The following is a 14,044-nucleotide window of genomic DNA, read 5'->3' as shown; positions in this document are numbered from 1 at the left end:
AAGCCCCGCCCGGTTAACCGAGCGGGGCTTTTTCATGCCTGCCATTCAGCGCTCCCGATAGACCAGCGCCTCGGGTCGATCCAAATCCCATACCACTCCCGGGTCGGTCACTGACACCTCGACCACCTTGCCCGAGGCAAACAGGCACTTGGCACCGCGATCACCGGACAAGCCTTGCAATGCGGCGCCATAAGCCCGACCAAACCCCACCGGATGCCCCAGATCGTCACCCAGCCGAGGCACGCTGATGGCCTCCTCGGTCAACGCCTCGATTACCCGCGTTATGGTGCCAGGCAAGATAAAGGGCATATCCCCCAGCAAAATCACCCAACCACCGGCATCGGCACTAGCAGCCACTGCCGCCGCCAGACTCTGGCCCATGCCAAGGGAATCCAGCAACAGCACCTGGCAGCCATAAGCCTGCGCCAGTTCCGCCACCTGCGGCCGTCCCGGCGTCGTGACCAGCACTCGCCGATGCATTTCCACCGGCAGGTTGACCAGCACCTGTTCCAGCACCGGTCGCAATACACCATCGCGACCTCTGCAAGGTGCCAGCAACTTATCCTGATCGCTCCCTGCCACCTCTCGATAACGACTGCCCTGCCCCGCCGCCAGGATGACGGCGCAAGGCGGGGCAATCATGTGGTCGCCTCGGCCACTCGGGCCAACGGCTTCTTCTGCAAGGGCTCAATGCCGTTCTTGATCGCCACGATCTCCGCCATCAGCGACAAGGCAATCTCCGCCGGCGTATGACTGCCGATGTGCAACCCCACCGGGCCATGCAAACGCTCGATGGCCGGCGCTGACAATCCCAAGAGCGCCAGGTTGTCCCGACGTTTCTGGCTGTTGACCCGAGACCCCAGGGCTCCGACATAAAACGCCGGGGAATCGAGTGCCGTCAGCAGGGCCATGTCATCCAGACGCGGATCATGAGTCAGCGCCACCACCGCCGTGCGCTCATCGGGCTTGATACTCAGCACTGCATCGTCGGGCATGCCGGCGACAAAGCGCCCATCCTGATCCTCCCACCCTTGCACGAACTCCTGGCGCGGATCACAGACCAGCACCTCGAAGTCCAGCAGACGGGCCATTTGCGCCACATAACGGGAAAGCTGCCCGGCGCCGATCAGCAACAGACGCCAGCGCGGCCCATAGATCGCCCGCAGAGTGAGCCCGTCGAACGCCAGCTCATCCGTCTTGCTCGCCGCCTTGAGCAGCACCTGGCCGCTACTCAGGTTCAATTCCCGAGCCACGATCTGGTGCGCTTCGCAGCGCTCCAGCAACTCGGCGACCCAGGAAGGATCGCCAACCCGCTCCTCGGTCAGGCGCAAGGTGCCGCCACAAGGCAGGCCAAAACGTGCCGCCTCCTCCAGGGTCACACCATAGGTCAGCAACTGCACCGGCGGCCCGGACAGGGACAAGCGCCCATCCGCCAGGCGCGTGATCAAGTCGTCCTCGATACAACCACCGGATACCGAGCCAATCACCACCCCATCGTCGCGCAAGGCCAACATGGCACCCGGCAACCGGGGCGCACTGCCCCAGGTCTGCACCACGCTATAGAGCACCACCGTGCGCCCGGCGCGGCGCCACTCCAGAACACTGCGCAGGACATTCAGGTCGACGCTGTCCATCAGGCACCCGCCTGCTGCCAACCCTGCAGCTGGTAGCGCACGGGCAGATTGCGGATGCGCTTGCCGGTGGCGGCGAAGATGGCGTTGCACAGGGCCGGCGCAATGGGCGGTACACCTGGTTCACCAACGCCTCCCAGCGGCACCTCGCCCGGCGGAGTCAGCAAATGCACCTGCACCTCTTTCGGTGCCAGGGACATGCGTGCCACCTCATACATATGGAAATTGTCCTGCTGCACCTTACCGTCCTTGAAGCTGATCTCTCCCAGCACCGCATTGCCCAGACCCATGACACAAGCCCCCTCGAACTGCGAACGAATACGCTCAGGGTTGATCTGCGGACCGCAATCCACGGCGATATCAGCTTTGTGCACAATCAGCGTGCCGTCCTCCTTCACCTCCACATCGATCACCGCTGCCACATAGGTCACGAAGCTGTAGTGCACCGCCAACCCCAGGCCACGCCCCTTGGGCAGCGAGCGCCCCCACCCGGCGGCCTTGGCCGCGGTTTCCAGCACCGCGCGCATGCGCCCGGTATCGATCGGGTAACGCTCAGGGGACTCGCCGTAATTCCATTCTTCGCTCAGGGTTCGCGGATCGATCTGACGGTCCGGCCCCAACAGCTTGAGCTGGTACTTCAGTGGGTCCTGGCCCGCCTTGTGGGCCAGTTCGTCGACAAAACTCTGAATGGCAAAACCGTGGGGAATGTTCGACACCGAGCGATACCAACCTACCCGGGTATGGGCCGCAGCTTCGGGGTTTTCCAGGCGCACATTGGGGATCGCATAGGCCATGTTGGTGAAGCCCATGCCCAACTCGAAGGCGCCTTCATGGTTCATCCCCGGGGCAAACAACGCGGTAATGCTAGGCGCCACGGTGCGATGCAGCCAGGCGGCAGGCATGCCGTCCTCGCTTAACCCGGCCTTGAGGTACTCCGCCGACACCGTATGGAAGTAGGAGTGGTGGATATCATCCTCCCGGGTCCACTGCACCCGCACCGCCTTGCCGGGAAACGCCTTGGCCAGGATGGCCGCTTCAAGAATGAAGTCCGGCTTGGATTTGCGTCCGAAGCCGCCGCCCAGCAGGGTGACATTGACCGTGACCTGATCAAAGCCGATGCCCAGGCGCTCGGCAATCCGCTCGCGGGTGACCTGAGGCGCCTGACTCGGCGCCCAGGCCTCGCAACGGCCATCCATGAAGCGCGCCACGGCCACCATCGGCTCCATGGGCGCCTGGGCCAGGTGCGGCAGGTAATAGGTGGCTTCCAGGCTGCTCTGCGCACCACTCAGGGCTTCATCCAGGTTGCCGGTGCTGCGCACCACCTTGCCCGGCTTTTGCGCAGCCGCCTCCAACTCCTTGCGATATTCGATGGAGTTGTACCCGGCATTGACTCCATCGTCCCACTCGATCTTCAAGGCATCGCGGCCCTTGATCGCCGCCCAGGTGTTGCTCGCCACCACCGCCACACCGCCCAGGGGCTGGAACTCGGAAGGCAACGGGCGGCCATCGATGGGCATGACCTTGATCACCCCAGGCACCTTCAGCGCTGCACTGTCATCCACGGACTTGACCTTGCCGCCATAGACTCGGGGCCGCGCCACTGCCGCAAACAGCATGCCTTCAAAGTGCACATCGGCGCCGTACACCGCACGACCATTGACGATGTCCTCGCCGTCGATGGCCCGGGTCGCCTCTTTACCGATATAGCGAAACTCCGACGCCTGCTTCAGCCGCAGGCTGTCCCGGGCCGGCACCGCCAGAGCCCCCGCCGCTGCGGCCAGAGCGCCATAGCCCAGTTCGCGCCCGCTGGGTTGGTGAACCACTTTGTGCAACTGCGCCCGGCACTCGCTCAGCGGTACTTGCCATTGCTCGGCGGCGGCCTGTTCCAGCATGGTTCGCGCAGCGGCGCCGCAACGACGCATGGGCTCGTACCAATGGCGCATGCTGCGCGAACCGTCGGTGTCCTGGTTGCCAAAGCGCGCTTCGTCCCCGGGCGCCTGCTTGACCTTGACCTGAGCCCAATCGGCCTCCAGCTCATCAGCCACCACCATGCTCAGGCTGGTCCGCACCCCCTGGCCCATCTCCGAACGGTTGCAGATCACCGTCACGCTGCCGTCACTGGCGATGCTCACATAGACCTTGGGATCGTCGACCCAGCCATGGGGCATGCCGTCGGCACCGAACTTCTGGTCTTCGGCAAACGCCTTCTGCCAGCCCCAACTGGCCGCCAGCACCAGGGCCCCGGTTGCACCCACGCCCTTGAGAAAACTCCGGCGACTGAGGTTGCTCAGGGCAAAATCACTGGGTAGGTGGTTCATGCCTTGGCCTCCTGCAGATGGTTGGCTGCCTGGCGAATCGCAGTCTTGATCCGGTTGTAGGTGCCGCAACGACAGATATTGCCGAGCATCGCCTCCTCGATCTGCTCGTCGCTGGGATTGGGATGGATCTTGAGCAATGCAGTGGCGGACATGATCTGTCCGCCCTGGCAATAACCGCACTGGGCCACCGCTGTATCCAGCCAGGCCTGCTGCACCACCTGCCCGACCGGATCGTTGTGCAGGTTATCGATGGTGCCGATGTTCTTGCCCAGCACCGAGCCGGCCGGGGTGATGCAACTGCGCGCCGGATCACCGTCGATATGAACGGTGCAGGCGCCGCACAGGCCCATGCCGCAGCCGAATTTGGTGCCGCTGTAACCCGCCACATCGCGGATGGCCCACAACAGTGGCATGTCCTCGGTGACGTCCAGTGGATGATCTTGACCGTTGAGCTTCAGGGTAATCATGGGCACGCCCGCATTCTATGAGGTGATGGGGTCGAGCCATCTGCCACGCAGCAGCGCGGCTGCGGTGCGCGCAGATCGGCTCAGGCTAATCGGGCTCTCTTGTGAAGACGGGGCTTCACCGGGCCTTTGGCGACGACAAATACTCACATTGTTAGCAAGCTAAGTTAAGTCGTCATGCATAAAAAAGCCTTGCAGGGTGTAAACCGTGCAAGGCTTTGGACTCAAGCGCTGAGCTTAGTTCAAGAGCTGCCTCAATACAGATTCGGCTCCATCTCCAGCTCGACACCAAAGCGCTCGGCGATATCGCGCTGGATGCGCCGGGCCAACTCCAACAGTTGCAAGCCTGTGGCCGTACCGTAGTTCACCAGCACCAGGGATTGCAGGCGATGCACACCGGCATCGGCATCGCGAAAGCCTTTCCAGCCCGCCTGTTCGATCAGCCAGCCAGCCGCCAGCTTGACCTGCCCGTCGGCCTGGGGATAACCCACCAACCCCGGATGCGACTGCTTGATCTGCGCCGCCAGCACCGCCGACACCACCGGGTTCTTGAAAAAGCTGCCGGCATTGCCAAGCACCGCCGGGTCCGGAAGTTTCTCGCTGCGGATGCTGCAAATCGCCCGGCTGACATCCCTGGCGGTCGGCTGTTCGATGCCCTGCTCACTCAGGCGCTGACGCACCGGACCGTATTCCAGATGCAGATGATCGACACGATTGAGGGCAAAACGCACCCGCAGAATCAGCCAGCGGCCGGCCTGATGCTTGAACAGGCTGTCGCGGTAGGCGAACTGGCACTGGGCCAGGTCGAAGTCCCGCAGTTCGCCGGTCTGCCGATCCAGGGCGGTGAGACCGACAAACACGTCCTTGATCTCGACACCATAGGCACCGATGTTCTGCATCGGCGCGGCGCCGACGGTGCCGGGGATCAGGCTGAGGTTCTCCAGCCCGGACAAGCCCTGGTCCAGGGTCCATTGCACGAAGGGATGCCAGGTTTCGCCAGCCTCGGCTTCCACCACCACCCGCAGCCCGTCATCGCTAAGCAAGCGAATCCCACGGGTGGCCATGCGCAACACCAGTGCCTGGATATCCGTCGTCAGCAGCAGGTTGCTGCCGCCGCCGATCACCAGCAGTGGCAACTGCTGATCGGCGCAATAGGCCAGGGCCTCGCGTACGTCGTCATCGCTGTGGGCCTGGGCGAACCGCTGCGCCTTGACCTCGACCCCGAAACTGTTGAACGGCTTGAGGGACACATCGGATTGAATGTCCAGGCTCATAACCGCCCCTTCAGTTCGATCACCAACCGATCACAGGCATCCTCGATCAGGTCCAGCACCTGCTCGAAGCCCTGCTCACCGTCGTAATACGGGTCAGGCACTTCATCCAGCGGCGCCTCGTAGCGGCGCAGGAACAGATCCAGCTCGGCCTTGCCCAAAGCCGGCTGCAGAGCCTTGAGGTTGCGCAGGTTGCTCTGGTCCATGGCGAAAATCAGGTCATACACGGCGAAATCGGCACTGCCAACCTGCTGCGCCCGTTGCGCAGAAAGGTCGTAGCCGCGCCGCAAGGCCGCCTGCTGGCTGCGCTTGTCCGGCGCCTTGCCAACGTGCCAGTCGCTGGTGCCGGCAGACGCGACCTGAACCTGATGACCCAGGCCGGCTTCTTGCAACTTATGGCGCAACACGCCTTCGGCGGTGGGCGAGCGGCAGATATTGCCCAGGCAGACGAACAGAACCCGCATCACGCCTCCAGCAGGCGCCGAACGCGCTCAAGGTCTTCAGCGGTATCGACGCCAGTGGGAGGTGCTTCCAGGGCATCGGCAACGTGGATGCGCACGCCGTGCCACAGGGCACGCAACTGCTCCAGGGACTCGGCGTTTTCCAGCCAGCACGGCCCCCAACTGACGAAGTCATGGAGAAAACCTGCACGGTAGGCGTAGATACCGATGTGTCGGCGATAAGGCACGCCTTCCGGCAACTGATCATGACTCTTGGCAAAGGCATCCCGGGCCCACGGCAAGGGGGCGCGACTGAAGGTCAGGGCCAGGCCGTTGAGGTCAGTAACCACCTTGACCACGTTCGGATTGAACAGAGTCTGTGCGTCCTCGATCGGCTCGGCCAGGGTAGCCATGCGCGCTTCGGTATGGGCCGCCAGGTTGGCCGCCACCTGATCGATCACCGAAGGTGGAATCAGCGGCTCATCACCCTGGACGTTGACCACAATGGCATCCGCCGCCAGGCCGAGCTTGCCCGCGACTTCCGCCAAACGATCGGTACCCGAATTGTGGTCTTCCCGCGTCAGCAGCGCTTGCGCGCCAAAGCCCTGGCAGGCCTCGACGATACGCTGATCATCGGTGGCCACCACCACTCGCTCGGCGCTGCTCTTGCAGGCCTGCTCCCAGACCCACTGGATCATCGGCTTGCCGGCGATCAGTTGCAGGGGTTTGCCTGGCAGACGGGTGGAGGCGAAACGCGCCGGGATGACCACGGTGAAAGCGCTGCTCATTTGTCCAGGCGCTCTTCGGTGGTCAGGGTACGGGCCTCGCTTTCCAGCATCACCGGGATGCCGTCGCGAATCGGGTAGGCCAGGCCGGCGCCCTTGCTGATCAGCTCGGTCTTGTCGGCGCTGAGTTTGAGAGGGCCTTTGCAGATCGGGCAGGCCAGGATGTCGAGCAGTTTGGTGTCCATGAGGTTTCCCTGGATAAAAGCGATTAAGGCAACAGACGATCAGGCAGCAGGCGCATCAGCTGGGTATCGAACCAGGCGATGAAGGCTGCGGACGGCACGGCGTCCACCGCCAGGTACCACCAGTCGGCTGCCGCGAAGTCACGGCACTTGACCGCATCTTTTTCGGTCATGACCAGCGGCAATGACGGGGTGAAGGCCAAGGCCTGCGCACTGTATTGGGCGTGATCGGCAAATGCATGGGGGACAGGCCGCCAGTGTAGCGTTTCAAGGGTATTGAAGAAACGCTGGGGGTTGCCGATACCGGCCACCGCGTGCACCGCTTGCCCTGGCGCGAAGTGTTCCACCGGGCGACGTTCGCCGCTCTGCAGATTGACCAGCGCCGAAGGCTTGAGATGGAAGGCAAAACCGTCGGCGCGATCATCAAAGGCGCCGTTGTAGAGCAGGGCATCGACACTGTGCAGACGCTCCACCGGCTCACGCAGCGGGCCGGCCGGCAAACAGCGACGATTGCCCAGGCCGCGGGCCGCGTCGATCAGCACCAGCTCCAGATCACGGGCCAGACGGTAATGCTGCAGGCCGTCGTCGGAAAGAATCAGATCCAGCGGTTCGGCAGCCAGCAAGGCCTGCACCGCGCGGCTGCGATCCGGGTCGATCATCAGCGGCACGCCACAGCGCTGAACGATCAGCAGCGGTTCATCACCAGCCACGGTGGCGCTGTCGTCGGCCGTCACTCGCCAGGGCAGTTGCGGCGGCTTGGCGCCATAGCCACGGCTGACCACCCCGACCCGCAGGCCAAGGCGCTGGCAGTGCTCCACCAACCACAGGATCAACGGCGTCTTGCCAGTACCTCCGACGGTGATGTTGCCCACCACGATCAAAGGCACCGGCGGTTGATAGATCGCCCCCTCGCCTGCCAGGAAACGCTGGCGCTTGCCCACCACCACACGGCGGTACAGCCATTCCAGGGGCTGCAGCAGTTTCAGCGCAGGATGGCCGTTGTACCAGGCGGCAAGCAGACGATCAGAAAGTGCCATCAGGGTGCCGGCGCCGCCTCGACGGTGGTCATGCGCAAATGGCTGAAGCCGAGCTTGCCGGCCGCGTCCATGGCAGTGATCACCGCTTGATGTTGAGTCTTACCGTCGGCACTGATGGACAGCGGCAGGTTGGTGTCTCCCGCCGACTCTTTCTGCAAGGCGTCCATCAGGGTCGCCAGGTCATTCTTCGGCAGCACCTGATTGTTGACCGAGAACACGCCATCAGCGCTGATGGCGATATCCAGCTGCTTGACCTGCTGGTCTTCGGCGGGCGAGCCGCTGACCGCTTCCGGCAGATCGACCCGCAGTTGGGTCTCCCGGGTAAAGGTGGTGGTAACGACGAAAAACAGCAGCAGGATGAACACCACGTCAATCAACGAAGCAAGGTTGATGTCCACGGTTTCCCGGGGTTTGCGACGGAATTTCACGCTTTGCCCTCAGCCAGGTCGACATCGCGGTCGCCCTGGATCACTTCCACCAGCTTGATCGCTTCCTGTTCCATGCCCACCACCAGCTCATCGACCCGGCGTTGCAGGAAACGGTGGAAGAACACCGAAGGAATACCCACCATCAAACCGGCGGCAGTGGTGATCAGTGCCTTGGAAATACCACCGGCAAGCACTGCAGCGTTGCTGGTCATGCCCGACCCCATGAACGAACTGAAGATATCGATCATGCCCAGCACCGTACCCAGCAGGCCCAGCAAGGGCGCCATGGCGGCGATGGTGCCGAGGGCGTTGAGGTAGCGCTCGAGTTCGTGAATGACCCGGGCTGCCGCCTCCTCGATGCATTCCTTCATGATCTCGCGACCATGCTTGGAGTTGGCCAGGCCCGCTGCCAGGATCTCTCCCAGGGGCGAATCGGCACGCAGTTCCTTGAGTTTCTCCTTATTGAGTTGCTTGTCCTTGATCCAGCGCCAGACCTGGCCCAGCAAATGGGGCGGGGTGACTCGGCTGGCCCGCAGGGTCCACAAACGCTCGGCGATGATGCCCACAGCCGCGATGGAACTCAGAATGATCGGCAACATCATCCAGCCGCCGGATTTGACCAATTCCCACACAGTGACAGTCCCCTCGAAAAAGTGCGCCACTCTAACATAGGGGCTGGACGCACCGAAGACCGTGATGTCGCATGCTCAGGGGCTTTAATAACCCACGGTTATTTAAGGCATTGCTGGCCATTCGCGCCAGAAGCGCCGCTGTTGGCGCAGGCTTTCAGGCTGGCCGAAAGTCCCCAGCCGCAGCTTCAGTGCACCTTGCTCGGCACTGTCATGAATCACCATGCCCAATTGCCGGTAGCGCGCCACCACCTGGGGATGAGGATGGCCAAAGGCATTGCCCCGCCCCCGGGAAATCAGCACCGCCTTCGGCGCCAGCCGCCGGAGCAAGGCCATGGAGGATGAGGTACGGCTGCCATGATGGGGCGCCTGCAACCAGTGAATGCGAACCGCCAGCGGACTGTCGAGCAAGGCACGCTCAGCATGGACATCGATATCGCCGGTGAGCAGCAGGCGTTCGCCGCCGGCCTCGACCAGCAGCACACAGGAAGCCTGGTTGCCGTCTGCCGCCCCCGCCCACTGCCACAGCGTGAAGCGAGCGCCATTCCAGTGCCAGCTCAGCCCGCTATCACAGGGGGCCGACTGCAGGGCAGCCGGCAAGGCCTCAGGCTCGCCGCTGCGCACCTGGCTCACCGGTATCCCGCGCTGGACTGCCAGGGCGCCTCCGGCATGATCGTTATCGGCGTGGCTGAGCAGCATCAAGTCCAACCGTCGAATGCCAAGTTTATGCAGCGTCGGCAGCACCACTCGCTCCCCCAGGTCGAAATCCGCGACTCGCGCACCGGTGTCATACAACATCGCGTGATCACGGGTACGCAGGATGAACGACAACCCCTGCCCCACATCCAGCTGCCAGATCTCCACCTCGCCCTCGGGTACAGGGTCCTGGGGAGGCCAGACTGCCAACAGCAACAACGGCCAACCCAGCACCCGCAGTGGCACGCCCTTGGGCAACAGCAACAACAGCGCGCCCAAGCTGCTCAGGCCCCAAACCCAAAGGGGGATCAACGGCGCCACCCAGGCTGGCCAAAATCCGGCCATCGCCCCCAGTAAACGAAACAGCCCATCCAGCAGGCCACCCGCCAGCCATAACAGGCCCTCGCCCACATATGGCACAGGCAACAACAGACAGCCCAGCAAGGCCGGGGGCAGGACCAGCAGACTGATCCAGGGCACCGCCAGCAGGTTGGCCAGCGGACCACTGAGACTGATGGGCAAGCCAAGAGCCAGCAAGGGGGGCAACAGGCCAATACCCATCAACCACTGGGCGCGGGTCCAACTCTGCCACCAACGCCAGGAACCCAGGCGCCCGGCAAAGGTGAAGATGAGCACCACCACCGCGGCATAGGACAGCCAGAACCCTGGCTGCAAGCTGGCCAGGGGCTCGAACAACAGCACTGCATTCAACGCCAGCAACAAGGGCCACCAAGCCCGCAGGTGACGAAAGCGCCAGCGCCAGAGCAGCACCAGCGCAACCATCACGCAGGCCCTCTGCACCGGCACATCGAACCCTGCCAGCAGGCCGTAGCCCAGCGCCCCGACAAAGGCCAGGGCGCAGGCCCAAGGCAGCCAGGGCCAGCGCGCGGGCCAAAGCCCGTAACGAGCCAGCCCTGCCACTGCAAGGTAGATCACTGCGGCCAGCAGGCTGATGTGCTGTCCGGATATCACCATCAGGTGCACCGTGCCGGTGTCCTGCAACAGTTGCCAATCTTCCCGCGTCAGCCCCGAACCGTCGCCCATCACCAATGCCGCCAGGCCTGCGGCGCGGCCGTGGGCCTCGACCGCGAGTACACGCTGGCGCAGCCCATCACGCCAGGCGTGGCGTGCCGGCGCCAGCAGTTGCCCATCCTTGACTGTGCCGACGGCCCCAATGCGCCGGGCCAGCAGCCAGGCTTCGTAATCGAAACCGTGAAGATTGAGCAGACCGGCAGGACGCCGCAGCTTGACCGCCAGGCGCCAGCGTTCGCCGCTATTGACAGGTGGCCCACCGTGCCAGGCCAGGCGAATTCGCCGCGGCAGGCGCTCTCGTCGGGACTGGGCATCCTTGAGCTCAAAGCGCACCACGCCCGCCCCCGGTTCCGGCAAGCCGACCACCCGCCCTTCCAGCCAGCGGGTTTGCCCATCCAGGAACTGGGGCAGGCGATCATCCAGCGCCCATTGCCCGGATGCACAGGCCCAGGCCAAACCGAACAAAAAAAATGCCACCGGATGTGTACGAAAAGGCAGCAACATCAGCCCCCCTATCGCCATCAGCAGCAACAACCAGCCGGGCGGCAGCACCGGTATGAAACCCAGCGCCAGCAGTCCTGCGGCCAGGGCCAGCATCCCTGTAACCATCCATCAGCCCATCCTTGGCAGTTCCTAGTCTTGGCTTAGCCGAGGATCGCAGGCGCGGCTTTATCATTTGTCACAATGTCTGAATTTGCGCTGGCTAGAATCCAGTCATAATCCTCGTCTGACCTGACCGAGAAGCCTTATGCCCCGGCACTTATTCAAACGTTACATGCCAGATCCGGTCAGCATCCGGGAACACAAGTCCTTACGCTTTCTTGGCACCCTGTTGCATGACGCCAACCTCTGGCACCTCAATCGGCACTCGGTGGCCCGAGCCATGGCTGTCGGCCTGTTCGCCGCCTTTATCCCGATCCCGATGCAGATGCTGCTGGCCGCGGTACTGGCCATCTGGCTGCGGAGCAACATGCCCATCAGCGTCAGCCTGGTCTGGCTGACCAACCCCATTACCATGCCGCCGGTGTTCTTCTGCACCTATCAACTGGGCGCCTGGCTGATGAATGTGCCGACGCGCACCTTGCCCGACGAACTGACCTGGGAATGGATCAGCAGCCAGCTCAGTACCCTGTGGCAACCCTTCCTTCTCGGCTCGGTGGTGGCCGGATTGGTGCTGGGAGCCCTGGCCTATTGCCTGACCATGCTCTACTGGCGCTGGTGGGTCGGCCGCCAATGGCACAGACGCAAGCAACAGCGGCGATGACAAACGAAAACGGCCTCCCAAAGGAGGCCGTTTTCAGTACACCATCACGGCGTTTACTGACGCATGCCGCGGCCACTGACCAGCAGTCGGGCACAACCGATATAAAGCACCACGGTGGCCACCAGCATGAAGGTGATGGCCACACTGATCTTGATGTCCGAAACCCCGAGAATGCCGAAACGGAAGGCGTTGACCATGTGCAGCACCGGGTTGGCCAGGGACACGGTCTGCCAGAACGGCGGCAGCAGATTGATCGAGTAGAACACTCCGCCCAGGTAGGTCAGGGGCGTCAGCACGAAGGTCGGGATAATCGAGATATCGTCGAAGTTGCGCGCAAACACCGCGTTGATAAAGCCCAACAGCGAGAAGATGGTTGCCGTCAGCACCACCACCAGCACGGTCACACCCAAGTGATGCACCTGCAGCTTGGTGAAGAACAACGACAACAGGGTCACGATGATTCCCACCATCAAGCCCCGCAGGACCCCACCCAGGGTGTAGCCGATGAGAATGGTGTGGGGCGATACCGGCGACACCATCAATTCCTCGATGGAGCGCTGGAACTTGCTGCCGAAGAAGCTCGACACCACGTTGCCGTAGGAGTTGGTGATCACCGACATCATGATCAGCCCCGGCACGATGTACTCCATGTAGGTGAAACCACCCATATCACCGATCTGCCGACCAATCAGATTACCGAAGATGACGAAGTACAGAACCATGGTAATGGCCGGCGGCAGCAGGGTCTGTGGCCAGATCCGGGTAAAGCGTCGGACCTCGCGATAGACAATGGTGTTGAGCGCCACCAGATTGGGTTTCAACTCAGAACTCATACCGCCACCTTCGACAGATTCTTCTCCACCAAGGACACGAACAACTCCTCAAGTCGGTTGGTTTTGTTACGCAGGCTCAAGACCTCGATGTTCTGCAGGGCCAGTTGACCGAACAGCGCCGTAATCCCCACAGCCTTGTCCACCTGGACTTCCAGGGTGTGGCTGTCCACCAGCCGGGTCGGGTAGCCCGCCAGCTGCGGCGCCACACTGAGATCGTGCTTGAGATCGAGAAGGAAGGTTTCCACATGCAACTGGCCCAGCAACTGCCGCATGCTGGTGTTCTCGACGATGGTGCCGTGGTCGATGATGCCGATGTTGCGGCACAGCTGCTCAGCCTCTTCCAGGTAATGGGTGGTGAGGATGATGGTGATGCCTTTCTGATTAAGCTCGGTGAGGAAGCTCCACATCGAACGGCGCAGCTCGATATCGACCCCGGCAGTGGGTTCGTCGAGGATCAGCAGGCGCGGCTCATGCACCAGCGCACGAGCGATCATCAGGCGGCGCTTCATGCCACCGGACAGGGAACGCGAAGGCACATCGCGCTTGTCCCAGAGGCCGAGCTGGGTCAGGTACTGCTCGGCCCGCTCCTTGGCGATCTTCGCCGGAATGCCGTAATAGCCGGCCTGAGTGACGACGATGTCGAAGGTCTTCTCGAACTGGTTGAAGTTGAACTCCTGCGGCACCACGCCGATGCAGCGCTTGAGCGCCGCAGGCTCACGATCCAAATCGTGACCGAAGACATTCACGGTGCCGCTGGTCTTGTTCACCAGGGTCGAAAGAATGCCGATGGTGGTGGATTTACCGGCCCCGTTAGGACCAAGCAGGGCGAAAAAGTCACCTTCGGCGACATCCAGATCGATACCACTCAGGGCCTGGAAACCGTTGCCGTAGGTTTTGGTTAGCTGCCGGATGGACAGAGCGGAACTCATATCGGATTCATGCACCAAGAAGAGGGAATTGTATAAGTGAGGGCAGCCTGGCTGGATTGCAACGACGCCAGGCGCTCGCCATGTTGCGGGTCGAGGCCACGCAAG

15 protein-coding genes are annotated in these 14,044 nt (G+C 62.7%); 1 reads left to right on the top strand and 14 read right to left on the bottom strand.

Going from position 1 to position 14,044, the window contains the following annotated elements; translation table 11 throughout:
- Window positions 1-45: 45 nt before the first annotated feature.
- From Q8O96_RS01045 to Q8O96_RS00990, 12 genes are all read right to left on the bottom strand, one after another.
- Window positions 46-642, bottom strand: a complete 597-nt coding sequence (locus Q8O96_RS01045) for a nucleotidyltransferase family protein (protein WP_305948225.1) — start codon at window positions 640-642, stop codon at window positions 46-48.
- Entirely contained in the window at window positions 639-1,634 is a 996-nt protein-coding gene (locus Q8O96_RS01040; protein WP_102863919.1) for an XdhC family protein, read from the bottom strand. Before Q8O96_RS01040 ends, Q8O96_RS01045 begins: the two co-directional genes overlap by 4 nt.
- Window positions 1,634-3,949, bottom strand: coding sequence for a xanthine dehydrogenase family protein molybdopterin-binding subunit (locus Q8O96_RS01035; protein WP_305948224.1), 2,316 nt, complete (start codon window positions 3,947-3,949; stop codon window positions 1,634-1,636). Before Q8O96_RS01035 ends, Q8O96_RS01040 begins: the two co-directional genes overlap by 1 nt.
- On the bottom strand, window positions 3,946-4,416 hold the full coding sequence (locus tag Q8O96_RS01030) for a (2Fe-2S)-binding protein (RefSeq protein ID WP_305948223.1): 471 nt from the start codon (window positions 4,414-4,416) through the stop codon (window positions 3,946-3,948). The genes Q8O96_RS01035 and Q8O96_RS01030 overlap by 4 nt, the downstream gene beginning before the upstream one ends.
- 251 nt (window positions 4,417-4,667) lie before the next feature.
- Complete coding sequence (gene murB / locus Q8O96_RS01025) at window positions 4,668-5,687, bottom strand: UDP-N-acetylmuramate dehydrogenase (protein WP_115581895.1); 1,020 nt, start codon at window positions 5,685-5,687, stop codon at window positions 4,668-4,670.
- On the bottom strand, window positions 5,684-6,148 hold the full coding sequence (locus Q8O96_RS01020; RefSeq protein ID WP_102863923.1) for a low molecular weight protein-tyrosine-phosphatase: 465 nt from the start codon (window positions 6,146-6,148) through the stop codon (window positions 5,684-5,686). The genes murB and Q8O96_RS01020 overlap by 4 nt, the downstream gene beginning before the upstream one ends.
- Window positions 6,148-6,912, bottom strand: a complete 765-nt coding sequence (gene kdsB / locus Q8O96_RS01015) for a 3-deoxy-manno-octulosonate cytidylyltransferase (RefSeq protein WP_102863924.1) — start codon at window positions 6,910-6,912, stop codon at window positions 6,148-6,150. Before kdsB ends, Q8O96_RS01020 begins: the two co-directional genes overlap by 1 nt.
- Window positions 6,909-7,094: a Trm112 family protein gene (locus Q8O96_RS01010; RefSeq protein ID WP_011060103.1), complete on the bottom strand. Its 186-nt coding sequence runs from the start codon at window positions 7,092-7,094 to the stop codon at window positions 6,909-6,911. The genes kdsB and Q8O96_RS01010 overlap by 4 nt, the downstream gene beginning before the upstream one ends.
- A gap of 23 nt (window positions 7,095-7,117) precedes the next feature.
- The gene (gene lpxK, locus Q8O96_RS01005) at window positions 7,118-8,128 is read right to left on the bottom strand and encodes a tetraacyldisaccharide 4'-kinase (RefSeq protein ID WP_102863925.1); all 1,011 of its coding nucleotides are present in this window, start codon (window positions 8,126-8,128) and stop codon (window positions 7,118-7,120) included.
- Entirely contained in the window at window positions 8,128-8,556 is a 429-nt protein-coding gene (locus Q8O96_RS01000; RefSeq protein WP_102863926.1) for a biopolymer transporter ExbD, read from the bottom strand. The genes lpxK and Q8O96_RS01000 overlap by 1 nt, the downstream gene beginning before the upstream one ends.
- Window positions 8,553-9,188 (bottom strand): MotA/TolQ/ExbB proton channel family protein, encoded by a 636-nt coding sequence (locus tag Q8O96_RS00995; RefSeq protein WP_162884118.1) that lies wholly within the window; start codon window positions 9,186-9,188, stop codon window positions 8,553-8,555. Before Q8O96_RS00995 ends, Q8O96_RS01000 begins: the two co-directional genes overlap by 4 nt.
- A gap of 102 nt (window positions 9,189-9,290) precedes the next feature.
- Window positions 9,291-11,522 (bottom strand): DNA internalization-related competence protein ComEC/Rec2, encoded by a 2,232-nt coding sequence (locus Q8O96_RS00990; RefSeq protein ID WP_305948222.1) that lies wholly within the window; start codon window positions 11,520-11,522, stop codon window positions 9,291-9,293.
- A 139-nt stretch (window positions 11,523-11,661) separates the two neighbouring features.
- Between Q8O96_RS00990 and Q8O96_RS00985 the strand changes: the two genes are divergently transcribed.
- Window positions 11,662-12,177, top strand: a complete 516-nt coding sequence (locus tag Q8O96_RS00985; protein WP_102863929.1) for a DUF2062 domain-containing protein — start codon at window positions 11,662-11,664, stop codon at window positions 12,175-12,177.
- Between the two features lie 53 nt (window positions 12,178-12,230).
- On the opposite strand, the gene Q8O96_RS00980 is transcribed toward Q8O96_RS00985, so the two are convergent.
- Entirely contained in the window at window positions 12,231-13,010 is a 780-nt protein-coding gene (locus Q8O96_RS00980; protein ID WP_102863930.1) for an ABC transporter permease, read from the bottom strand.
- The gene (locus tag Q8O96_RS00975) at window positions 13,007-13,939 is read right to left on the bottom strand and encodes an ABC transporter ATP-binding protein (protein WP_102863931.1); all 933 of its coding nucleotides are present in this window, start codon (window positions 13,937-13,939) and stop codon (window positions 13,007-13,009) included. The genes Q8O96_RS00980 and Q8O96_RS00975 overlap by 4 nt, the downstream gene beginning before the upstream one ends.
- Window positions 13,940-14,044: the final 105 nt, after the last annotated feature.

Source organism: Pseudomonas sp. LPH60 (assembly GCF_030718165.1).
In the GTDB taxonomy this organism is placed as follows: domain Bacteria; phylum Pseudomonadota; class Gammaproteobacteria; order Pseudomonadales; family Pseudomonadaceae; genus Aquipseudomonas; species Aquipseudomonas danubii.
The sequence above is the reverse complement of the archived record's forward strand: the minus strand, read 5'-3'. Positions and strand labels throughout refer to the sequence as shown.